Here is a 21,726-nt window from a genome sequence, read left to right as displayed (position 1 = left end):
CTTGTGCGTCCGGACAAGCCGGGCGCGGGTGCGCCCCGGGAGACTCGGGCCCATGACATCAGTGATGATGGACGCCGAGGCGCTGGCCACCGCCGCCGCCCGCGCCGCCGGGGTCGCCGTCCGCACCGTCCACGACGTGGCCGGTGTCCAGGCGGTGGCCGACTTCTTCGCCGAGGTGTGGCGGCTGCCGCGCACCAACCCGCCCTACCCGGCCGAGGTGCTGCACAGCATCGTCCACGCGGGCGGCGCGGTGCACGCCGCGTATACGACTGGGCCGGGCGGCGAGCGGCTGTCTGGTGCCGCGGTCGCGGTCTTCGGCCCGCCGGCCGGCCGGGAGGCGTACTCGCTCGTGGCCGCCGCCACCGCCTCCGACCGGGGCGTCGGCCACGCCGTCAAACAGGCCCAGCGCGGCTGGGCCCTGGAGCGCGGGGCCCACACCATGCGCTGGACCTTCGACCCGCTGGTCGCCCGCAACGCCCGCTTCAACCTGGTCAAGCTGGGCGCCGTCGGCGCCGAGTACCTGGTCGACCTCTACGGCCCCATGAACGACGGGGTGAACGACGGCGACGAGAGCGACCGGCTCACCGCCCGCTGGGACCTCCTCGCCCGACCCGCACCCGCGCCCGACCCCGCCGACGACACCGACGACCGGTCAGCCGCCCCGGTCGTCCGCCACGCCCCCGACGGCGGCCCGCTCGCCGCCCGCCACGCGGACCGGCTGTGGTGCAGGGTGCCCGGGGACGTCGTCGCGCTGCGCACCGCCGACCCTGCCCTGGCGCTGCGCTGGCGGCACGCCGTGCGCGAGGTCTTCACCGAGGCGTACGCCGAGGGCTTCCGGGCGACCGCGATGTCCCGCGACGGCTGGTACCGGCTCACCCGGAGCCCCGCCCCGACCACCCCCGGAGAGGACCCGCGGCCATGAGGCTCGAACGCGCCGAACTGCTCCATGTCTCCCTTCCGCTGATCACCCCCTTCCGCACCTCCTTCGGGACGATGACCAGCAAGGACACCTTTCTGCTGCGTATCGTCACCGACCGGGCCGAGGGCTGGTCGGAGTTCGCCGCCGACCCGGAGCCGCTGTACTGCGCGGAGTTCATCGCCGGCGCCGAGATCGTGATCCGGGACTTCCTGCTGCCCCGGGTGGCCGCCCTCCCCACCCTCACGACGGCGGCCCTCGCCCCCGCCATGGCCGCCGTCAAGGGCCATGAGCTGGCCAAGGCGGCCCTGGAGACCGCGCTGCTCGACGCGGAACTGCGCGCCCACGGCATGCCGCTCGCCACCTTCCTCGGCTCGGTGCGCGAGCGGGTGCCCGCCGGGGTGTCCGTGGGCATCAAGGACTCCCTCCCCGAGCTGATCGACGACGTCGAGCGGTATCTCGCCGAGGGCTATGTGCGCATCAAGCTGAAGATCGAGCCGGGCTGGGACGTGGAGCCGGTGCGCGCGGTACGGAGGCGGTTCGGCGAGGCGCTGCCGCTGCAGGTCGACGCCAACACCGCGTACACCCTCGCCGACGCCGAACACCTCAGGAAACTCGACGAGTTCGGACTGCTGCTCATCGAGGAGCCGCTGGAGGAGAACAACCTCCACGCCCACGCCCGGCTGCAGCGGCGGCTGACCACCCCGGTCTGCCTGGACGAGTCCATCCACAACGCGCGCGACGCCGCGTCCGCGATCGCGATGGACGCCTGCCGGGTCATCAACATCAAACCGGCCCGGGTCGGCGGCTATCCGGAGGCCCGCCGCATCCACGACCTCGCCGCCGCCCACGGCGTCCCGGTGTGGTGCGGGGGCATGCTGGAGACCGGTATCGGCCGCGCCCCCAACCTGGCCCTCGCCGCCCTGCCCGGCTGCACCCTGCCCGGTGACACCTCGGCCTCAAGCCGGTACTTCGCCGAGGACGTCACCGAGCCGTTCGTCCTCCAGGACGGCCACCTCCCGGTGCCCACCGCGCCCGGCATCGGCATCGACCCGCTCCCGGACGCGCTCGCCCGCTTCACCACGGCCCGGCGGCAGCTGTACCCGCGCTGACCCGCGCCCGCCGCGGGCCGGTCAGGTCCGGCCGGTGAGCTCGACCGTGCAGCCGCGCAGCTCATAGCTGTCGATCCCGTCCTTGAAGCCGACCCTGGGCGGGGCCGCCATACGGATGCCGGGCAGGGCGAACAGACGGCTGAGGAAGACATCCGTCTCCAGGAGCGCGATGGTGGCCCCGGGGCATTTGTGCGCACCGTCCCCGAAGGACAGCCCCGGCGCCCCCGCGCCCGCGGCCATCGGGCGGCCCGGACACAGCCGCTCCGGCCGCTCGCCCACCGTACGTGCGTCGAGATTGGCGCGGTGGAGCAGGACATCGACCAGCTCCCCGGCCGGGACCGTCACCTCCGCGTCCGGGGCCTGTCCGCCGCCGGGCAGCCGGAGCGGTGCGGTGGTACGGCGGCGGAGCCGGCCGATGACCGGTTCGAGCCGGAGGATCTCCTGGAGGACCGCGATCCGGCCGGGCTCATCGGCGGCCCGGTACCGCGCCAGCAGGGCGGCGTCGCCGAACAGGTGCCACGCGGCCACATTGACGAACTCCCGCGTGGTGACCATGCCCGCGGCGGCGAAGGTGAGGCATTCCCCCAGGATCTCGCCGGACGAACACCCCTCGTCCAGCAGATGGGAGATCAGGTCGTCGCGCCGCCGTCGCCGCCGGGCCCGTACGGCCGGGCGGACATCGCCCCAGTAGACCCGCAGCCAGTTGGCGTTCTGCCGCACCAGCCAGCGGATCCCGTGGAGGCTGGTCAGCCCCGGGGTGCCGAACTTCTCGGGGAAGAAGCGCTCCAGCCGCCCCCGGATCCCGGTCCGGCTCTCCGTCAGGCCGATCACGGCACAGGCCACCTCGATGGCCAGCGGGAAAGTCAGCTCGGCGAGATGGCCCCGCCCGGTCTCCCGGACGGTGTCGAGCTGTGTCTCCGCCACCTCGACCATGACCTCGCGATAGTGCTCGTCGACCCGGCGCGGGGTGAAGAAACGGGCGGTCTGCCGCCGGTCCTCGCGGTGTTCCGGACCGTCCCGGTAGAGCACCGGGCGCCGGAACCGGGACGGCAGCTTCTCCACCGTCTCGACGCCGAGCCCGGCCTGCACGGTGGCGGTGGCGCGCAGCACGGCGCGGGCCTCCTCGTAGCCGGACACCTGCCAGATCCCGTCGGGCCCCCGCCGCACCGGACAGCCGTCTCCGTCCGGCCCCCGGTCGACCCTGCGCTCCCCGTAGTGGTCCATGGGCGGCACCTCCCGGCCCAGACTAGGAGTAGCGCGACGCCCAGACTAGGAGTAACGCGGCCACCTTACGAGGCCCTGACCGTGCTTTCCCCGGTCTACGCTCCCTTTCATGGACAGCGAGAACCCTCTGGGGCACTTTCTGCGCGCCCGCCGTGAACGGGTGCGGCCCGAGGACGTGGACATCCCGCCCGTCGGCCGGCGCCGGGTGGCGGGGCTGCGCCGGGAGGAGGTCGCCCTGCTGGCCGGGGTCAGCACCGACTACTACGTACGGCTGGAGCAGGGCCGGGAGCGGCATCCCTCGGCGCAGGTGGTCGAGGCGCTGGCCCGGGCGCTGGTGCTGGAGGAGGACGCGGCCGCCCATCTGCACCGGCTGGCCCGTCCGGCCCCCGGCCGGCGGCGCCCGGCCGCGCGGCGGGAGCGGGTGAGCCCGACCCTGCTGCGGATGATGGAGGGCTGGCCGCGCACCCCGGCCGTGGTCCTGGGGCGCTGTCTGACCGTACTGGCCCACAACACCCTGGGCGGGGCCCTCTTCGACGGGCACACCCACAGCCGGGACCTGGTGCGGCTGGTCTTCCTCGACCCGGACGCGCGGGAGTTCTACCCCGACTGGGACCGGGTGGCGGTCAACACCGTCGCCGGGCTCCGCACGGCGGCCGGAGTCGACATCGATGACCCCGAACTGATCGCCGTCGTCGGGGAGTTGTCGCTGAAGAGCGAGACCTTCCGGCGGCTGTGGGCCCGCCATGACATCCGCCAGAAGACCCATGAGACCAAGCGCTTCCGGCACCGCCTGGTCGGTGAGCTGACGCTGGAGTACGAGGCACTGACCGTGAACAGCGCCCCCGGCCAGCAGCTCGTCGTCTACCAGGCCGAGCCGGGCAGCCCGTCCGAGCAGGCGCTGGCCCTGCTGGGCAGCCTCACCGCCGACGTGGTGGAGGCGCCCCACGACCCCATGAGCACCACGAAGAAGGACACTTCCGCATGACCGTCAATGACTCGCCCGTCTGGTTCATCACCGGCTGCTCCACCGGTCTGGGCCGGGCCCTGGCCACCGCCGTCCTCGGCCACGGCCACCGCGCGGTGGTCACCGCCCGCGACCCCCGGCAGGTGGCCGACATCGTCGCCGGGCACGGGGACCGCGCGCTGGCCCTGGCGCTCGACGTCACCGACAAGGACCGGGTGGCGGAGGCGGTGCGGGAGGCGGAAACCGCCTTCGGCCGCATCGACGTACTCGTCAACAACGCCGGTTACGGCTATCTCGCCGCAATCGAGGAGGGCGAGGACGAGGAGGTCCGGGCCCTGTTCGACACCAACGTCTTCGGCCTGGTGGACGTCACCCGCGCGGTGCTGCCGGGTATGCGCGCCCGCCGCGCCGGCCACATCGTGAACATCTCCTCCCTCGGCGGCCTGGCCGCCTTCGGCGCCACCGGCTACTACCACGCCACCAAGTTCGCCGTGGAGGGCCTGTCCGAATCGCTCGCCGCCGAGGTGGCCCCGCTGGGCATCAAGGTGACGATCGTCGAACCGGCCGCCTTCCGCACCAACTGGTCCGGCCCCTCCATGCGCCAGTCCGCCCGCACCATCGACGACTACGCCGGAACCGCGGGCGCACGGCGCGCCGGCACCCTCGCCACGTACGGCCACCAGCCCGGCGACCCGGTCCGCGCGAGCGAGGCCATCATCGGCGCGGTGGAGGCGGCGGAACCCCCGCTGCGGCTGCTGCTGGGCAAGGCCGCCTACGACATCGCCCAGGCCCGGCTGGACTCCCTCAGGGCCACCTTCGACACCTGGCGCGAGGTGACCCTCGGAGCCGACTACCCGGTGGCCGCGACGTCCTAGGGGCGCCCGACGCAACGTGCCGCCTGCGGCGGGCTCCTCCCCTCCCCGCCCCTTCCCGGAACTGGGGCTCCGCCCCAGCCCCCGCCCGGGGCTCCGCCCCAGCCCCTGCCCGGGGCTCCGCCCAAGTGGCCTCGATGCTGGGGTTTTGCCCCGGGTGCTGGTCCGGGGCTTTGTCCCTGGCTTCGGTTTGGGGCTCTGCCTCAGACTCCGTCGGGGGCTCTGCCCCAGTGGCCTCGGTGCTGGGGTTTTGCCCCTGGCCCCGTTCGGGGCTTTGCCCCTGACCCCGCCGGTTCGGGAGGCTCCACCCCCGGCACTCGGACCGGGCATCCGCTCCTTCCTGCAGCGTCGATATGCGGCCCCGCGCGCGTGGCAGGGCCCTGCCACGGGCCCCGGGGTCCTGGGGCGGAGCCCCGGGGCGGGGTCTGGGGCGGAGCCCCAGTTTCGGGAAGGGGCGGGGAGGGGAAAGCGCCGATATCCGGCTCCGCCGCGTGGGCCGCCGGACCCCCCCTGGGCCCGCTGGGCGGCCCTCAGCGCCCCCGCGCCCGGCGGCCCCACCGGCGCGGTAGCCCCCGCGGTAGCCCCCGCCGGGGCCGGGGAGCCCGGGGTCCGGAGGGCCGGCGGCCCTCCGCCACGGTGCGGCTCGGCGTCCACTGGCCGTCGGGGGAAAGGATCGGCGCCTTGCGCTCCGCCTGCTCCCGGATCTCGTGGTGGGAGTCGTACGCGGTCACCCTGAACGCCTCGTCGTGGGAGGCCAGGGCCGCCCGCAGGGCCGCGCCGGTGGCGCCACGGCGCCGGGCGAGGGACGCCACCCAGCCGAGGAAGCCCATGAGCGCGGCGAGCACACCGGCGACGATCAGATACGACAGTAAGTCACCCATGGGCCGAGGCTACGTGAGGCCGTACGGCGTCGAGGACGCCCAGTTCCAGGGCGGCTCAGCCGCGCGGGGTCGGCGATCACCTCGTACGCGGCGATCCTGCCGCCCTCGACGGTCAGGGTCAGGGTGAGGAGCAGCCGGCCGTGCGGCGCCACGACGACCCCCACGGACCCGTTCACCAGCGACGCGGTGGCCGCGGTCTGGGAGGGCCGCCGGGTGGGCGTGCGCCTGTCGCCGTACTGGACCGCCGAGCGGTTCACCGCCGACGCGCGGACCCTCGCGGACTACGATGCGCTCGTGGCCGAACTGGGCGATCGCTCCCTGGCCTATCCGCATCTGCGCGGACCGGCCCCCGCCGCGCCCGGCGCCGCCCCCGACCACGACGCCTTCGCCCGTTACCGCCGCCTCTTCGACGGCCCGCTGATCGCCAACCACGGCTTCGACCGGGAGACCGGCAACGCGGTGATCGGGGCCGGGCTCGCGGACGCCGTCTCCTACGCCACCCACTTCGTGGCCAACCCCGACCTCGTGGCCGGGTTCGCCCTGGACCACGAGCCGGCGGCGGGTGACCCGGGCACGTACGACACCGGCGGGGCGGGCGGCTATGTCGACTATCCGGCGAGCCGCTGGGGGGACGGCGTCAGGCGTTGAGGACGCAAGCCGCGGCGTCAGGCGTTGAGGACGCCCGCGCCGAGCAGCCCGAACAGCGCCGCGCCGATCACGATCCGGTAGAGCACGAAGGCGTTGAACGAATGCTTGGCGACGAACTTCAGCAGCCAGGCGATCGAGGCGTAGGCCACGGCGAAGGACACCACCGTGCCCGCCGCGAGCGGCATCGTGCCCACGCCACCGCCCATGGCGTCCTTGAGCTCGTAGAGCCCCGCGCCGGTCAGCGACGGGATGCCCAGGAAGAACGAGAGCCGGGTGGCGGCCACCCGGTCCAGGTCGAGCATGAGGCCGGTGGCCATCGTGGCGCCCGAGCGGGAGAAGCCGGGGAAGAGCAGCGCGAGGATCTGCGAGGAGCCGACCAGCATCGCGTCCTTGACGCTGGTGTCGTCCTCCCCGCGCTTGTGGCGGCCCATCCGGTCGGCCAGCCACATCAGCCCGCTGCCCACGATCAGCGAGGCGGCCACCACCCACAGGGAGGCGAGCGGGCCCTCGATCAGCGGCTTGGCCGCCAGGCCCACGACCACGATGGGGATGGTGGCGTAGATGACCCACCAGGCGAACTTGTAGTCGTGGTGGTACCGCTCCTCGCGGTTGACCAGCCCCCGCGCCCACGCGGTGGCGAAGCGGCGGATGTCGCGGAAGAAGTACAGCAGGACGGCGGCGATGGCGCCGACCTGGATCACCGCGGTGAAGGCCACGACGGACTTGTCGTCCACCGGGATGTCCATCAGCCCCTCAGTGATCTTGAGGTGGCCGGTGGACGAGACCGGGAGGAATTCCGTGACCCCCTCCACGACGCCGAGAACGACGGCCTGTCCGATGTTGATCGCGCTCACGTGATCCGTCCCGCCGGTGTCTTTCCGTGATCGGTTGTCCACGGGACGGTAGACGATGGATCGGCACGGTGGCCAATCAGCGAAATCAGCGAACGGCCCGCCGAGATCGGGCATCGCCGCGGCCCGTGCCCGTACGGAGTGGGGGCACGGGCCGCCGCGGGAGGTCAGGCGGCCGGACCGGAGCCGCTGAGCAGGCTCCGCACACCGTTGGCCGAGAGGGTGACGGCCTCCGGGGCGCCCGCGTCGATGGTCAGCGAGAGCTCTTCGGAGGGCCATCCCTGGGCCAGCGCGCCCAGCGGCACCAGGTGGTACCGCTCGATCTGGGGCAGGGCCTGGTGCATCCGGGCCGGGGTGGTGAAGACCGGTACCAGCTGCGCGCCGTCCTCCTGCTGGAACACGGGCAGGGTCACGGCCTGCGGGTCCGTCTCCTCTCCGGTCTCGGCGGAGGGGAGGAGGACCTCACTGTTGGCAAGGGTGTTCAGCGCCGACTCGTCCGCCCGGTCGGCCGCCAGCTCGCCGAGGGCCTGCTGGGTGGCGGAGACGTTTTCATCGGAAGGGCTGGTCATGATTCCGTCCATGGATCGGGTTTTGGGTCTTCATGGGTTTCTGGGTCCCAGAGCGGCTCGAGTGAACAGCCGCGGCTGGCTCGAATACCCCGCCTCAGGGAACTCACACGTTCCGTTCCGCCTCGATTCCTCCGCGGGCCGCCGGGGAATATGCCCCGGGCTACGACCTGGCCCAGCCCAGCGACCTCTCGACCGCCCGCCGCCAGCTCTCGTACTCCGCCTCCCGCCGCGCGGGGTCCATCGTGGGCATCCACTGGGCCGCGCGGTGCCAGTTGCGGCGCAGCCCCTCCAGATCCGGCCAGTAGCCGGAGGCGAGCCCGGCGGCGTAGGCCGCGCCGAGGGAGACGGTCTCGGAGACCATGGGGCGCACCACGGGCATGTCCAGGACGTCGGCCAGGAACTGCATCAGCAGATTGTTCGAGGTCATCCCGCCGTCCACCTTCAGCTGGCGCAGCGGCCGAGGCGAGTCGGCGTTCATGGCGTCGACCACCTCCCGGGTCTGCCACCCGGTGGCCTCCAGGACGGCCCGGGCCAGATGCCCCTTGGTGATGTACGAGGTGAGCCCGACGATCACCCCGCGCGCGTCGCTGCGCCAGTGCGGGGCGAACAGCCCGGAGAAGGCGGGGACGATGTAGCAGCCGCCGTTGTCCTCTACGCCCCGGGCGAGGGTCTCGATCTCCGGGGCGCTGTGGATCAGCCCCAGGCGGTCGCGGAACCACTGCACCAGGGAGCCGGTGACGGCGATCGGGCCCTCCAGGGCGTAGACCGGCGGTTCGCCGCCGACCTTGTAGCCCACCGTGGTCAGCAGCCCGTGCCGGGACCGTACGAGCTCGGTGCCGGTGTTGACCAGGAGGAAGCTGCCGGTGCCATAGGTGCACTTGGCCTCGCCGGGGGCGAAGCACGTCTGCCCGAACAGGGCCGCCTGCTGATCGCCGAGGGCCGCGCAGATCGGGACGTCCGGCAGCACGGCGCGGGCCATGCCGTAGCACTCGGCGGAGGAGCGGATCTCCGGCAGCATCGCCCGGGGCACATCGAAATAGGCCAGCAGCTCATCGTCCCAGGCCAGGCTGCGGATGTTCATCAGCATGGTGCGGCTGGCGTTGGTGGCGTCGGTCAGGTGCAGTCCGCCGTCGGGCCCTCCGGTGAGGTTCCAGATCAGCCAGCTCTCCATCGTGCCGAACAGCACCTCGCCGCGCTCCGCGCGCTCGCGCAAGCCGTCGACGTGGTCGAACAGCCAGCGCAGCCGTGGCGCGGAGAAGTAGGTCGTGGGCGACAGACCGCAGCGCTCCAGGAAGAAGTCGTCACCGGTGGTCCGCCGCAGCTCCTCGACATAGCCGCTGGTGCGGGTGTCCTGCCAGGTGATGGCGTGGCTCACGGGAACGCCGGTGCGGCGGTCCCAGACCACCGTGGTCTCGCGCTGGTTGGCGATGCCGATCGCGGCGATCTGCTCGGGCCGGATCCCCGCGCCCTCCAGGGCCCGGGGGACGACGACACGGCGCAGATGGGACCAGATCTCGGTGGGGTCGTGCTCGGCCCAGCCGGGCCTGGCGAAGTACTGCTCGTGTTCTCGCTGGCCGACCGAGACCAGCCGTCCCTGGTGGTCGAAGAGGATGCACCGGGTGGACATGGTGCCCTGGTCGATGGACATCACATAGCGTTCAACCATGGCCTGGCCTGCCTTCGGGCGGGTTGGAGCAGGGCACGGGGCGTCACCAGCGGCCCGCGCCGAGATCGCGGGAGATCGCCCGGGCGGCGTCGCGCGTCAGCCCGACGAGCGAGCCGTGCGGCCGTCCCTTGCTGTCGCAGAGGCGGTCCACGGCGCCGGAGACGCCGACCGCGCCCACCACCAGGCCGCCCTGTCCCCGGATCGGCGCGGCGATGTCCGCCTCGCCCATCATCATTTCCTGTGCCGCGAACGCCCACCCGATGTCGCGGATCTCGGCCAGCGCCCGGCTCAGCTGCTGGGGCGAGTCCAGCGTGTGCCGGGTGTAGCGCTCCAGTTCGGTTTCCATGAGCGGCTCCAGGGGAGTCGTCCCGTACGCCAGCAGGATCTTGCCCAGCGCGCTGGCGTGCAGGGGTAGCAGCGAGCCCACGTCCAGGGTCTGGAAGGTGTCATCGGGCCGGAAGACGTGGTGGACGATGAGGACCTTGCCCTCCAGGGGCACTCCGAGGCGGACCGCCTCACCGCTGCGCGCGGCCAGGGCGTCGGTCCAGTTGATGGAGCGGGACCGCAGCTCGTTGATGTCGAGATAGCTGGTCCCCAGGTGCAGCAGCGCCGCGCCGAGCTGATACTTCCCCGTCGCCTTGTCCTGTTCGACGAAGTCGACGCTCTGCAGCGTGCGCAGGATGCCGTGCGCGGTGCCCTTCGCGAGGCCGAGCGAGGCCGCCACCTCGCCCAGACTGAGCCGACCCGACCCCTGGGCGAGCAGCCGCAGGATCGCCGCCGCCCGCTCGATGGACTGCACCGGGCCGGCCATGTCGCGATCGTAGCTCTTCGGCCAGTGGCACAGCCTGTCGGCGAGAACGTCGAACGTTCGGCAATGCCGACCCGGATTCGTTGACCCCGGAGGATGGGACCCATAGCGTCCGTATCGGGACAAGAAGACCAGTATGCCGATGGGTGGCCCGAAGGGTGCCCGGCAGAGCGACACCACCCGGCTTGGAGAGGAGGAGACATGTCGGAACAACTGAGCCTGCCGACGCCCGGCGCCACCGGTCCCGGTATCACCGGGCACGGCGTGACCGAGCAGGCCGCGGGGCCCGTCGATCTCACCGACGTCCGTCTCATCGGCTCCCAGGCGCCGGACCCGGCCTCCCCGATGGCGTCGGCGGCTACCCGCGGCGGAATCCCGGGCCGACCGCCTGCGGCGATGCGCGATGAGGCCCCGGACCGGCCCTCGGCGGACGAGGCCGGCGACCATGTCCTGCCCGTCCCGCACATCTGCGAGGCCGTCGCCACCGTACGGCGGCGGGCGCACGCGCTGCTGTCCGCATGGGAGCTGTCGGCCGACCGGCTCGACGAGGCGCTCATGGTGATCTCGGAGCTGGTCACCAACGCGATCCTGCACGCCCTGCCCCCGGCCGTGCTGCGGCTGAGCTGGACCGAGTGCGAGGGCCGCGCGGGCCTGCGCATCGAGGTCACCGACGGTGGCCCGATCCCCGCCGATCAGCGGGCGGACGAGGACATCGAGCCCGATGAGCACGGCCGCGGGCTCGGCATCGTCACCGCGCTGTCCACGCGCCACGGCAGCCACACCTGCCATGAGGGCATCACCTGGTGGGCGGACCTGCCGGCCGCCTAGGGCCTGTCCCAGGTGACCGGGAGCCGGTGGACTCCGTAGATCAGCATGTCGTGGCGCAGCGGCACCTCGTCGGGCGGCACCGCCAGGCGGAGCGTGGGGAAGCGTCGCAGCAGGGCCGGAAAGCCCGTCCGCATCTCCATCCGCGCCAGATGCTGGCCCAGACACTGGTGGATGCCGTGGCCGAAGGCGATCTGATCGCCCGGGTCGCGGGTGACGTCCAGGGTGTCCGGGGCGGCGAACCGCGAGGGGTCCCGGTTGGCCGAGGCCAGCGCCCCGACCACCGTCTCCCCGGCGCGTACCCGCGCTCCGGCGATCTCGAGGTCCTCCCGGGCGACCCGTACGATCCCGAACTGGACGATGGTCAGATACCGCAGCAGCTCCTCGACCGCGTGGTCGATCAGCTCGGGCCGCTCGCGCACCTCGCGCGACTGCTCGGGGTGGCGCAGCAGCGCGTAGGTGCCCAGGGCCAGCATGTTCGCCGTCGTCTCATGGCCCGCGACGAGCAGCAGCAGCCCCACACCGGTCAGCTCCTCGTCGGTCAGCCCGGCCGCCGTGGCGCTGCCGGGGCCGCCGGGCGTGCCGTGATCGCCGCCCACCAGACGTGAGAGCAGCGCCTCGTCCGGCCGGTGCCGCTTGGCGCCGATCAGCCCCCGCACGTACTCCCACAGCGCGTCCCGGGCCGCGTAGACCTCCTCCTCGCGCTGGCCGAGCCGGAGCAGAACGGTGGCCCACCGCTGGAAGTCGGCCCGGTCCTCGTACGGCACCCCCAGCAGCTCGCAGATCACCAGCGACGGGATCGGCTGGGCGAAGGAGGTCACCAGGTCGGCCGGGGGACCGGCGCGCTCCATCGCGGCCAGGTGGTCCTCGACGATCTCCTCGATCCGCGGCCCCAGCCCCCGCAGCCCCCGGGCGGTGAACCACTTGCTCAGCAGTCGCCGGTAGCGGGTGTGCTCGGGTGGGTCCATGCCGATGAACGAGCCCAGCATGCGGCGGTCGTCCGGGCGGACCGGAAACGCGTGCACCGGTGAGGAGGTGCGGCGGCGGTCCGAGCTGAAGCGGTCGTCGGCCAGCAGCCGCGTCACGTCCTCGTGCCGGGTGAGCAGCCAGCCCGCCTTGCCGTCCGGAAAGGCCAGCCGGCTGGCCCCGCCCTCCTCCCGCAGCGCCGCGTAGGCACTGGGCGGATCGAAGGGGCAGTCGCGGTGTCTGGGCAGCGGCGCCGGAGCCGACGCCCGTGATGTGACGGACACGGAAACGCTCCCTTCGAAGGCGAACCGAGTCCCTCCCTTTCGAGCGTAGCTCCGCACGGTGGGCCGGGCGACGCGAGCTCTACGGCATACGAGATACGGCAACGGGCCCTCACCGCGGGCGGTTTCCCGGGCCGGTGCGGCACCGCGCGCCGTGGCCTTCATGATGTGCCGGGGGCCTCATGGCGTGGCCGGGGCCTCATGGTGTGGCCGGGGGCCTCATGGTGTGGCCGGGGCTTCATGGTGTGGCCGGGGCGGGGCGGACGCCGGGAGGTCCCGGGAGCGCCGGATGGGGGAGAAGAGCAGGATCAGCCCGGCGAGCGGAATGCCCGCCGTGGTGATCCACATGGCGGCGCGCAGGCCCAGCGCGGTGCCGAGCGCACCGCCGAGCAGGGCCCCGAGGGGCAGCGTTCCATAGCTGACGAAGGCCGAGGTGGCGGCGAGCCGCCCCAGGAGCTCCGGCGGGCAATAGCGCTGCTGGAAGCTCGCCTTGATCACATTGCCGGCCACCACACCGGCGGTGACGCAGAAACCGCCCGCCACGAACAGCGTGACCCCGGGCCCCGAGGCGGTCATCGGCATGAGCAGGGCGCCGACCGCCAGCCCCACTTCGAACACGAGCGTCGCCCGCGCGTCGCCGACCCGGGCGGCGACCCGGCGGGCGCAGAACGCCCCGGCGACGCCCCCGAGGCTGACGGCCGCGATGAGGCCACCCACCAGCCCGGGTGACAGACCCACGGTCCGGACCAGGAACACCACCTGGATCGACTGGTACCCCATCAGCGCCAGGTTGGACGCGGCCGCGAAGAGCGTCAGGGTGCGCAGCCACCGGTCGCCGGCGATCAGCCGCAGCCCCTCGGCCACCTCGCGGGCCAGCGCGCGGGGCGGGCGCTCGGCCCGGGGGACGCGCGGTTCGCGGAAGCGGATGCCGGTCAGGCAGAGAAGGGAGACCGATAAGGTCGCGGCGTTGACGAACATCCCGTTCACCGCGCCCGCCAGCTGTGCGATCAGACCGCCGGAGCCCTGTCCGGCGATCTGCGCGGCGGACGCGCTGCCGTGCAGTTTGGCATTGCCCTCGGGCTGGTCGGCGGGGTCCAGGAGCCCGGCGAGATACGCGCTGTAGGCGGTCTGGAAGAACACCGCCGCCGTACCCGTCAGCAGGGCGACGGCCAGCAGCACTCCGACGCTCAGCAGACCGGACCGGGCGGCCACCGGGACGGACGCGAACAGCACCAGCGAGACCGCCGCGGCGGCCACCATGACCGGCCTTCTGGGCAGCCGGTCCACCCACGCCCCCGCCGGAAGGCCGAAGAGCAGCCACGGGGCCCAGGCGGTGGCGGCCAGCAGACCGACCTCGAAGGTATCCGCGTGCAGGGTGGAGACGGCGATCAGTGGCATCGCCACACCGGTGACGGCCGAACCGTACTTCCCCGCGGTCTCACCGCACCACAGCAGCCGGAAGTCGCGGTGGCGCAGCAGCAGGCCACCGGGGGTTCTGGGCGTCACGCCGGTCAGGCTCCTCGGTCGGGGAGAAGGGCGGCCGCGTGGCGGAGCAGTGCGTGCAGGGCCGGGTTGTCGTTGTTCTTGCGCCACACGAGGTTGAGTTCTACCGGCTCCGGAGTGGTCAGCTCCACCGATTTGAAGACGATGCCCGGGTAGCGCGGCCGGGCGGCGGTCTCCGGGACCAGGGCCACTCCCCAGCCGCCGTTCACCAGCGCCAGGATGGTGTGGACCTGGCTCAGGTACTGGGAGAAGACCGGGGTGGCGTGTGCGGCGCGGAAGATGCTGATGAGCAGCTCGTTGAAGTAGCGCGCCTCGATGGGCGAGTACATCAGCAGTTCCTGCCCGTCGAAGTCGGCCACCTTCAGCGGCCCTTCACCCGCCGCCAGCGGATGCCCGGTCGGCAGGGCGGCGAGCAGTCGCTCCCGGGCCGCGGGCCGGGAGCGCAGATCCGGTCCGGTGACCGAGGGCCGCACCAGGCCCAGGTCCAGGCTCTGCTCGGTGACGGCCTCCAGCTGGTCACGGGTGACCATCTCGCGCAGGGTGATCTCCGCGCCCGGCATGGCCGCACGCGCGATCTCCAGCAGTGTGCCGAGCACGGAGTGGGCGCTGGCCGCGGTGAAGCCGATGGCGATGCTCCCCGCCTCGCCCGTGGCCACCTGCTGGGCGGCGAGCACGGCGTGCTCGGACTGGCGCAGGATGCGGCGGGCCTCGGTGAGGAAGGCGCGTCCCGCGGGGGTGAGCCGCACCGAGCGGTTGGTGCGCTCCAGCAACTGGACCCGCAACTCGGTCTCCAGCAGCTGGATCTGGCGGCTCAGCGGCGGCTGGGTCATCTTCAGCCGCTCCGCGGCCCGGGTGAAATGCAGCTCCTCGGCGACCGTCACAAAGCTGGTGAGTTGCATGAGCGTGAACAACGATGCTCTCCCGGTATCAACGCATGCCAATTTTAAGTTAGACGTAGATCGTCCGGCGACCTTAGCTTGCAAAGGAGCTCGTCGGCCGCCCGGGGGCGGTTCCGACGACATCCACTCGCCCCGCACACGGGCTCATACACAGGGACAACACGTGGTGACCACATCGCATACGGCAACGCAGGCCGCGCAGCAGGCAGGTGAGGCGACCCTCGACCGGGTCTCCTGGATCCGAGTGTCCTCGGTCGTCCTTCCCCTGGCCACTCCCATCAGCGACGCCAAGGTGCTCACCGGGCGCCAGAAGCCGATGACGGAGGTGGCCTTCCTCTTCGTCGAACTCGCCACCGAGGAGGGACACGAGGGCATCGGCTTCAGCTACTCCAAGCGCGCCGGAGGGCCCGGCCAGTTCGCCCACGCCCGGGAGATCGCGCCCACCCTCCTCGGCGAGGACCCCAGCGACATCGCCAAGATCTGGACGAAACTGGTGTGGGCCGGCGCCTCCGTGGGCCGCAGCGGGCTGTCCACGCAGGCGATCGCGGCCTTCGACATCGCCCTGTGGGACCTCAAGGCCAAGCGGGCCGGGCTGCCGCTGGCCAAGCTGCTGGGCGCACACCGCGACACCGTCCGCTGCTACAACACCTCCGGTGGCTTTCTGCACACGCCGACCGAGCAGCTGCTGGAGAACGCGACGGCCTCCCTGGCCAGCGGAATCGGCGGTATCAAGATCAAGGTGGGCCAGCCGGACGGCAAGGAGGACCTGCGCCGGCTGACCGCCGTACGGGAGCACCTGGGCGACGACGTACCGCTCATGGTGGACGCCAATCAGCAGTGGGACCGGCCCACCGCACAGCGCATGGGGCGCGCCTTCGAGGAGTTCGGCCTGGTCTGGATCGAGGAGCCGCTGGACGCCTATGACGCGGCCGGTCACGCGGCCCTCGCCGCCTCGCTGGACACCTCCGTGGCCACCGGGGAGATGCTGGCCAGCGTGGCCGAACACTGGGAGCTGATACGCCACGGCGCGGCGGACATCATTCAGCCCGACGCACCGCGCATCGGTGGCATCACCCAGTTCCTCAAGCTGGCCACCCTCGCCGAGCAGCACCATCTGCAACTCGCCCCGCACTTCGCGATGGAGATCCACCTCCATCTCGCGGCCGCCTATCCGCAGGAGCCGTGGGTGGAGCACTTCGACTGGCTGGAGCCGCTGTTCAACGAGCGGCTGGAGATCCGCGACGGCCGGATGCGGGTGTCCGCACGGCCCGGTCTCGGCATCACCCTCAGCGAGCAGGCCCGCGCGTGGACGGGTGCCGAGGCGGAGTTCGGCGCCCGATAAGCCCGTTTCGCGCCCATGCCGGTCATGGATCCCATGGCCATACCCATTGACCGGCGGTGTTCACCCCTCTAGCCTCCATCTGCATATATAGACGGAGTGCATGTACGTGGACTCCTTGGCCCGTCTGGCAGCCGTTCGAGTCTCCGGCTCAACCGGCCGCAGTTCAAAGGGGAACTGAAGACATGCCTCTAGTCGTCGTCGGAATCAGCGTGGCGATCCTGCTGTTTCTCATGACCAAGCTGAAGCTCAACGGCTTCATCGCCCTGCTCCTCGTGGCCGTCGGCGTCGCGCTGGTGCAGGGGGTCGAGATGGAGAAGATCCCCGATGTCCTCGGAGAGGGCGTCGGGGGTCAGATCGGCGACACCATGCTCGTCGTCGGTCTGGGCGCCATGGTCGGCCGGGTCATGGGCGACTGCGGCGCCGCCCAGCGCATAGCCAACACCCTCATCGACACCTTCGGACTGCGCTGGGTCCAGGTGGCGATGGTGGTCACCGCCATGCTCATCGGCGTGACCATGTTCTACGAGGTGGCCTTCGTCATCATCGTGCCGGTGGCGTTCACCATCGTCCGGGTCACCCGCAAGAACCTGCTGTGGGTCGGCCTTCCGATGTCCATCGCCCTGTCCACCATGCACAGCTTCCTGCCGCCCCACCCCGGCCCCACCGCGGTGGCCTCGACCTTCCACGCCTCCGTCGGCCTGACGCTGTTCTACGGGCTGTTCATCGCCGTCCCGGCCGGTGCGCTGATCGCCCTGGTGTGGCCGCGCCTGCCGTTCGTCCGCCGGATGGACCCCGAGATCCCCAAGGGCCTGGTCAGCGAGCGCACCTTCACCGAGGAGGAGATGCCGGGCCTCGGCTGGTCCCTGTTCGTGGCCCTGGTCCCGGTGGTGCTGATCGCCGGCGCCGCGGTGACCGACATGGCCGCCTCCGGCGACAGCCCGGTCCTGCACTTCATCACCTTCATCGGATCCGCCCCGATCGCCCTGCTGCTGACCCTGCTGCTGGCGGTGTGGGCGTTCGGCCCCCGGATCGGCCGGAGCCTGTCCGAGGTCAGCGCCTCCTGCAACTCCGCCGCCCAGGCGATGGCGATGATCCTGCTGGTCATCGGGGCCGGTGGCGCGTTCAAGAATGTCCTGGTCGAGGGCGGGATATCCGACTACATCAAGGACCTCACCGACGACTGGTCCATCTCGCCGCTCATCCTCGCCTGGCTCATCGCCGTCGTCCTGCGGGTGGCGCTCGGATCCGCCACGGTCGCCGTGGTCACCGCCGCCGGTGTGGTGCAGCCGCTCCTGGAGAACAGCGGAGTCCAGCCCGAGCTGATGGTCCTGGCCGTCTCCTGTGGATCGATCGCCTTCAGCCATGTGAACGACCCCGGCTTCTGGATGTTCAAGGAGTACTTCAACCTCTCCGTCATCGACGCCATCAAGGCGCGCACCACCTACACCACCGTGCTCGCGGTCCTCGGCCTCGGCGGCGTGCTGGCCGTCGAGGCCGTCCTCGAAGCCTTTTGACGTATGATCTCCACCGACCCAAGGACGCCACGATGAGCCAGCCGACCGTCACCTCGTTCTCCGTCTACCCGGTAGCCGGCCGGGACAGCATGGAGCTGAACCTCTCCGGCGCCCACGGCCCCTACTTCACCCGCAACGTGGTGGTCCTCGAGGACTCCGAGGGCCGTACCGGACTGGGCGAGGTCCCCGGCGGTGAGAAGATCACCCAGACGCTGCGGGACGCCGAATCCCTCGTGGTCGGGGCGCGGGTGGGCGACTACAAGCGGGTGTTGCGCGAGATCGGGCAGCGGTTCGGCGACCGCGACGCCGGGGGCCGGGGCACCCAGACCTTCGATCTGCGCACCACCGTGCACGCCGTCACCGCCGTCGAGTCGGCCCTGCTGGACCTGCTGGGGCAGCATCTGGAGGTGCCCGTCGCGGCGCTCCTGGGCGACGGGCAGCAGCGGGACGCGGTACGGGTCCTGGGCTATCTGTTCTACGTCGGCGACCCCGACCGGACCGACCTGGAGTACGTCCGCGAGCCCGACGCCGACGCCGAGTGGTACCGCATCCGCCACGAGGAGGCGCTGACGCCCGAGGCGATCGTCCGTCAGGCCGAGGCCACCTACGACCTCTACGGCTTCGCGGACTTCAAGCTCAAGGGCGGGGTCCTGGAGGGGAACGAGGAGGTCAAGGCGGTACGAGCGCTCAAGGAGCGGTTCCCCGAGGCCCGTATCACCCTCGACCCCAACGGCGCCTGGTCGCTCCGCGAGGCGATCGAGCTGTGCCGGCCGCTGCTCGGCACGCTCGCCTACGCCGAGGACCCGTGCGGCGCCGAGGACGGCTACTCGGGCCGGGAGATCCTGGCCGAGTTCCGGCGCGCCACCGGACTGCCCACGGCCACCAACATGATCGCCACGGACTGGCGGCAGATGACCCACGCGCTGGCGCTCCAGTCCGTCTCCATCCCGCTGGCCGACCCCCACTTCTGGACCATGCAGGGGTCGGTACGGGTGGCCCAGCTCTGCCATGAGATGGGCCTGACCTGGGGCTGCCACTCCAACAACCACTTCGACATCTCCCTGGCGATGGTGGCCCACTGCGGAGCCGCCGCCCCGGGCGCGTACAACGCCCTGGACACCCACTGGATCTGGCAGGAGGGGCTGGAGCGGCTGACCGTCGAGCCGCCGCGGATCGCCGGTGGTGAGATCGCCATCCCGGACGCCCCCGGGCTGGGGATCCGGCTGGACCGCGACCGGCTCCTCGCCGCCCACGCCCTCTACCAGGAGAAGGCGCTGGGGGCGCGGGACGACGCGGTGGGCATGCGCTATCTCATTCCGGGCTGGACCTTCGACAACAAGCGGCCCTGCCTGGTGCGTTAGCGTGACCCGTCCGGTGGGTCGGACCGACCCACCGGATGCGCCTCGACCCGGATCGGGGCCGTACGGCTCAGACCTCCAGGTCGGCCTCGATCTTGCGCAGCTGGTGGCGTGCCATCGCCAGATTGGCCCGGTTCTTGTCCAGCGCCAGATAGAGGAAGAGGCCCTGGCTGTCCCGGCCCTTCAGCAGCCGGATCAGGTGGTACTGGCTGCCGAGGGTGATGAGGATGTCCTCGATGCTGTCCTGCAGACCGAGCTGCTCCATGGTCCGGGCCTTGGCGCGCACCACATCGGTGTTGCCCGCCGCGGCCACGGTCAGGTCGAGGTCCTTTCCTCCGCCCACGGTGCCGAGGGCCATCCCGCTGGAGTAGTCGACCAGCGCGGCGCCGAGGGAGCCCTCGATGGACGTCATCGCCTCTTTGAGCGCGGTCTGGGTGTTCGCCATGATCGTGGCTGTTCCTTTCGATGTCAGTGATGTCCGGTTGGATCTCGGCGCGCGGGTGCGCGCCGGGCGGGGGAGATCGTGGGGTCAGGGCTGCTCGGCCCTGCCGAGGGCGACGCCCACCAGATCGGCGAGACGGGCGCCCGAGCGCCGCGCCTCCATATGGAGGCGGCCGACGTTGGTGCGGTCACCGGCCAGTACGGTCAGCACGGCCGTGGAACCCACGGCGTAGGTGGCCACATAGCCGTTCTCACCGCGGACCAGCAGCTCGCGGAAGGCGCCCCGCCCGGTGGCACCCGCCAGCGACTGCGCCACCCCGAGGGCCGCGGCGGTCAGCGCCGCCACGCCCTCGGGCTCGACGGTGGCCGTGTCATGCGCCAGCACCACGCCGTCGCTGGTGGCGGCGAGGGCGCCGGTCACATGGGTCACCCGGGCCCGCAGCCGGCGCAGCTCCTCCAGCACTTCGGGCTCGGCGGTCAGCAGCCACTTGCGCTCCGTGCGCTGCCGCAGGGTGAGCCTCATGACGCCGCGCACGGGGCGGGCGGGGCGGTCGGGGGAATCACAGGGTTGCCTCCAAGGCGTCGCGGAGCCGACGCAGCAGGTCGATATCGGGATCGGTGAAGACGACGGCGCCGGGACCGCGGTCCGGGGCGGGCGGCGCGGAAGCGGCGTACCGGGCGGGCGGACCGGAGCGGTCCGGGTGTTCCGGACGCGTGGGGCGTGGGGTGGCGACATGGCCCGCCGCCGCCAGCCGCCGTATGTCGATCAGCGTGTGGAAGGCGGGACGGCCCAGCTCCCGGGCGATACGGGCCGGGGTGCGGACCCCGTCGGCCAGCGCCAGCACCGCGCGCTGACGAGGGGTGACGGCCGGGGCGCGGCCATCGGGGCGGCGCAGCACCACCGGCTCCGTGTCCACCTGCGGATACGGCCACAGGGCAGCCAGCAGCTTGCCGCGGCGACGGGTCTCGCGCTCGACGGCCACCGCGCCCACCGGGCGCACCGGCCCGAGCCAGTGGGCCGCGCCCCGCCGGAAGCCACGAGGGCCGCTGCCGTGCCCCAGCGCGAAGTACGCCGCGTCGAACAGCGCGCCCAGATGGCAGATCTCCAGCTCCGCGTCCGACAGCCGGCCGCTGTCGACGAGAAACCGCCCGACCCCACCGGCCCGGCCCGCCCGGCCCACCGCTTCCCGCCAGCTGTCGGCGGTCAGCCGCCCACCGGTGGTGAGCAGCACCTCGATCCCGGGGGCCACGGGGCTCTCGGCGTGCACCACCTGGCCGTCCCGGAGATAGACCGTGCCCGCGTCGCACAGCAGGGCGCCGCTGGCCCGCTCGGCGGCGAGCCCGGCGAGACTGGGGGCGTGTCCGGTCCGCGCCCCGGTCCGGTGCGGCAGGCTCATATCAGCGCCAGCCGCCCGCACATGTCGCGCAGCCGGATCCGGGCGAGCGCCAGATTCCCCTCCCGGCGGTCGAGCCACAGATAGAAGAAGACGCCGCTGTCGAAGGCCGTGTCGACGAAGCGCAGCAGGTGGTAGCAGGTGCGGGTGGTGACGATGACGTCCTCGACGGCGGGCTCGCCGTCCGTCTCGTCCGCGTCGGCGCCGCTCTTGCCGCTCCCGGGGCCGAGCGCGGCGAACGCCCGCTGTTCGGCGGCCATCCGGGCCAGCTCCGCCGTCTCCGCCGCGGTGGCCTCGGGGTCCTCGTCGCGCACCTCGCCGACCATGCCGAGCGCGAGTCCGCTGGTCCACTCGATCACGGCGGCTCCGCGCGCGCCGTTCACGGTCATCGCTTCCAGTAAGCACTCGTCGATTCCGGGCATGCGGCCTCCCCTCCCTGCGTCACCCATGGCGGGCGCCCACCGGTGGCGCTTCGCCAGTGACGGTGAGGTTACGCAGGGTTCAGCTGTTGGGGGTCAAATCCAGTAATACCCGGAAATAGCGGGCGGCCCGTAGTAGGGTCCGCCGCCCCATGGGCCCCGTAGATTCCGGCGGCCCCGGCCGGAGACGGCGCCGGGCCCGGTCATCGACCCTCCGGATGATTCCTAGCGGGTCCGGGGCCGCCGGGCCACAGGCGGGCGGGCGCATATTCC

General features: G+C 72.2%; 22 protein-coding genes. 9 read left to right on the top strand and 13 right to left on the bottom strand.

The genetic code is table 11. The features are described 5' to 3' along the window. Nucleotides 1-52 precede the first annotated feature (52 nt). Both IEJ02_RS02145 and menC read left to right on the top strand, forming a co-directional pair. Entirely contained in the window at nucleotides 53-922 is an 870-nt protein-coding gene (locus tag IEJ02_RS02145; RefSeq protein ID WP_223863202.1) for a chorismate synthase, read from the top strand. Next, complete coding sequence (gene menC, locus IEJ02_RS02140; RefSeq protein ID WP_191063057.1) at nucleotides 919-2,028, top strand: o-succinylbenzoate synthase; 1,110 nt, start codon at nucleotides 919-921, stop codon at nucleotides 2,026-2,028. Before IEJ02_RS02145 ends, menC begins: the two co-directional genes overlap by 4 nt. Nucleotides 2,029-2,049: 21 nt before the next feature. Here the strand turns inward: menC and IEJ02_RS02135 are convergent, their stop codons facing one another. Then, a complete protein-coding gene (locus IEJ02_RS02135; RefSeq protein ID WP_191063056.1) occupies nucleotides 2,050-3,252 on the bottom strand; it encodes a cytochrome P450 in 1,203 nt (400 codons plus the stop codon). A gap of 109 nt (nucleotides 3,253-3,361) precedes the next feature. Here IEJ02_RS02135 and IEJ02_RS02130 point away from each other — a divergent pair, with 109 nt between their 5' ends. After that, the gene (locus IEJ02_RS02130; protein ID WP_191063055.1) at nucleotides 3,362-4,237 is read left to right on the top strand and encodes a helix-turn-helix transcriptional regulator; all 876 of its coding nucleotides are present in this window, start codon (nucleotides 3,362-3,364) and stop codon (nucleotides 4,235-4,237) included. Then, on the top strand, nucleotides 4,234-5,091 hold the full coding sequence (locus IEJ02_RS02125) for an oxidoreductase (protein WP_191063054.1): 858 nt from the start codon (nucleotides 4,234-4,236) through the stop codon (nucleotides 5,089-5,091). Before IEJ02_RS02130 ends, IEJ02_RS02125 begins: the two co-directional genes overlap by 4 nt. Nucleotides 5,092-5,618: 527 nt before the next feature. Here the strand turns inward: IEJ02_RS02125 and IEJ02_RS02120 are convergent. After that, nucleotides 5,619-5,969 carry a hypothetical protein gene (locus IEJ02_RS02120; RefSeq protein WP_191063053.1) on the bottom strand — a complete coding sequence of 117 codons (351 nt, stop codon included), beginning with the start codon at nucleotides 5,967-5,969 and terminating at the stop codon, nucleotides 5,619-5,621. Nucleotides 5,970-6,092: 123 nt separating this feature from the next. Between IEJ02_RS02120 and IEJ02_RS02115 the strand changes: the two genes are divergently transcribed. Further along, nucleotides 6,093-6,617: a beta/alpha barrel domain-containing protein gene (locus tag IEJ02_RS02115; protein WP_223863201.1), complete on the top strand. Its 525-nt coding sequence runs from the start codon at nucleotides 6,093-6,095 to the stop codon at nucleotides 6,615-6,617. A 17-nt stretch (nucleotides 6,618-6,634) separates the two neighbouring features. Here the strand turns inward: IEJ02_RS02115 and IEJ02_RS02110 are convergent, their stop codons facing one another. The 4 genes from IEJ02_RS02110 to IEJ02_RS02095 form a co-directional block, all read right to left on the bottom strand. Continuing rightward, the gene (locus IEJ02_RS02110; RefSeq protein ID WP_191063052.1) at nucleotides 6,635-7,471 is read right to left on the bottom strand and encodes an undecaprenyl-diphosphate phosphatase; all 837 of its coding nucleotides are present in this window, start codon (nucleotides 7,469-7,471) and stop codon (nucleotides 6,635-6,637) included. Between the two features lie 164 nt (nucleotides 7,472-7,635). Further along, nucleotides 7,636-8,037: an SseB family protein gene (locus IEJ02_RS02105; protein ID WP_069872347.1), complete on the bottom strand. Its 402-nt coding sequence runs from the start codon at nucleotides 8,035-8,037 to the stop codon at nucleotides 7,636-7,638. A gap of 160 nt (nucleotides 8,038-8,197) precedes the next feature. Then, entirely contained in the window at nucleotides 8,198-9,703 is a 1,506-nt protein-coding gene (gene glpK / locus IEJ02_RS02100; RefSeq protein WP_191063051.1) for a glycerol kinase GlpK, read from the bottom strand. A gap of 43 nt (nucleotides 9,704-9,746) precedes the next feature. Further along, on the bottom strand, nucleotides 9,747-10,514 hold the full coding sequence (locus IEJ02_RS02095) for an IclR family transcriptional regulator (RefSeq protein ID WP_137976343.1): 768 nt from the start codon (nucleotides 10,512-10,514) through the stop codon (nucleotides 9,747-9,749). A 198-nt stretch (nucleotides 10,515-10,712) separates the two neighbouring features. Here IEJ02_RS02095 and IEJ02_RS02090 point away from each other — a divergent pair, with 198 nt between their 5' ends. After that, nucleotides 10,713-11,339, top strand: a complete 627-nt coding sequence (locus tag IEJ02_RS02090) for an ATP-binding protein (protein ID WP_223863200.1) — start codon at nucleotides 10,713-10,715, stop codon at nucleotides 11,337-11,339. On the opposite strand, the gene IEJ02_RS02085 is transcribed toward IEJ02_RS02090, so the two are convergent. The 3 genes from IEJ02_RS02085 to IEJ02_RS02075 all read right to left on the bottom strand — a co-directional run bounded on the left by IEJ02_RS02085 (nucleotide 11,336) and on the right by IEJ02_RS02075 (nucleotide 14,997). Continuing rightward, nucleotides 11,336-12,586 (bottom strand): cytochrome P450, encoded by a 1,251-nt coding sequence (locus IEJ02_RS02085; protein ID WP_191063050.1) that lies wholly within the window; start codon nucleotides 12,584-12,586, stop codon nucleotides 11,336-11,338. The genes IEJ02_RS02090 and IEJ02_RS02085 overlap by 4 nt on opposite strands. A 216-nt stretch (nucleotides 12,587-12,802) precedes the next feature. Continuing rightward, on the bottom strand, nucleotides 12,803-14,089 hold the full coding sequence (locus tag IEJ02_RS02080) for an MFS transporter (RefSeq protein ID WP_191063049.1): 1,287 nt from the start codon (nucleotides 14,087-14,089) through the stop codon (nucleotides 12,803-12,805). A gap of 5 nt (nucleotides 14,090-14,094) precedes the next feature. After that, a complete protein-coding gene (locus IEJ02_RS02075; RefSeq protein ID WP_191063048.1) occupies nucleotides 14,095-14,997 on the bottom strand; it encodes a LysR substrate-binding domain-containing protein in 903 nt (300 codons plus the stop codon). Nucleotides 14,998-15,148: 151 nt separating this feature from the next. Here IEJ02_RS02075 and IEJ02_RS02070 point away from each other — a divergent pair, with 151 nt between their 5' ends. From IEJ02_RS02070 to IEJ02_RS02060, 3 genes are all read left to right on the top strand, one after another. Beyond that, on the top strand, nucleotides 15,149-16,327 hold the full coding sequence (locus IEJ02_RS02070; protein WP_191063047.1) for an L-talarate/galactarate dehydratase: 1,179 nt from the start codon (nucleotides 15,149-15,151) through the stop codon (nucleotides 16,325-16,327). A gap of 182 nt (nucleotides 16,328-16,509) precedes the next feature. Further along, nucleotides 16,510-17,841: a gluconate:H+ symporter gene (locus tag IEJ02_RS02065; RefSeq protein WP_191063046.1), complete on the top strand. Its 1,332-nt coding sequence runs from the start codon at nucleotides 16,510-16,512 to the stop codon at nucleotides 17,839-17,841. 32 nt (nucleotides 17,842-17,873) lie between these two features. Then, nucleotides 17,874-19,202, top strand: coding sequence for an enolase C-terminal domain-like protein (locus IEJ02_RS02060; RefSeq protein WP_191063045.1), 1,329 nt, complete (start codon nucleotides 17,874-17,876; stop codon nucleotides 19,200-19,202). A 67-nt stretch (nucleotides 19,203-19,269) separates the two neighbouring features. Here the strand turns inward: IEJ02_RS02060 and IEJ02_RS02055 are convergent, their stop codons facing one another. The 4 genes from IEJ02_RS02055 to IEJ02_RS02040 form a co-directional block, all read right to left on the bottom strand. Then, nucleotides 19,270-19,644 carry a hypothetical protein gene (locus tag IEJ02_RS02055; protein WP_137976339.1) on the bottom strand — a complete coding sequence of 125 codons (375 nt, stop codon included), beginning with the start codon at nucleotides 19,642-19,644 and terminating at the stop codon, nucleotides 19,270-19,272. 84 nt (nucleotides 19,645-19,728) lie between these two features. Then, complete coding sequence (locus IEJ02_RS02050) at nucleotides 19,729-20,163, bottom strand: roadblock/LC7 domain-containing protein (protein ID WP_191063044.1); 435 nt, start codon at nucleotides 20,161-20,163, stop codon at nucleotides 19,729-19,731. A 37-nt stretch (nucleotides 20,164-20,200) separates the two neighbouring features. Next, nucleotides 20,201-21,037 carry a transcriptional regulator gene (locus tag IEJ02_RS02045; RefSeq protein WP_191063043.1) on the bottom strand — a complete coding sequence of 279 codons (837 nt, stop codon included), beginning with the start codon at nucleotides 21,035-21,037 and terminating at the stop codon, nucleotides 20,201-20,203. Next, nucleotides 21,034-21,456, bottom strand: a complete 423-nt coding sequence (locus tag IEJ02_RS02040) for a hypothetical protein (RefSeq protein WP_191063042.1) — start codon at nucleotides 21,454-21,456, stop codon at nucleotides 21,034-21,036. The genes IEJ02_RS02045 and IEJ02_RS02040 overlap by 4 nt, the downstream gene beginning before the upstream one ends. Nucleotides 21,457-21,726: the final 270 nt, after the last annotated feature.

It is taken from the genome of Streptomyces sp. 5-10 (genome assembly GCF_014712245.1).
Classification (GTDB): domain Bacteria; phylum Actinomycetota; class Actinomycetes; order Streptomycetales; family Streptomycetaceae; genus Streptomyces; species Streptomyces violaceusniger.
This window is presented reverse-complemented; position numbering and strand designations above follow the sequence as displayed.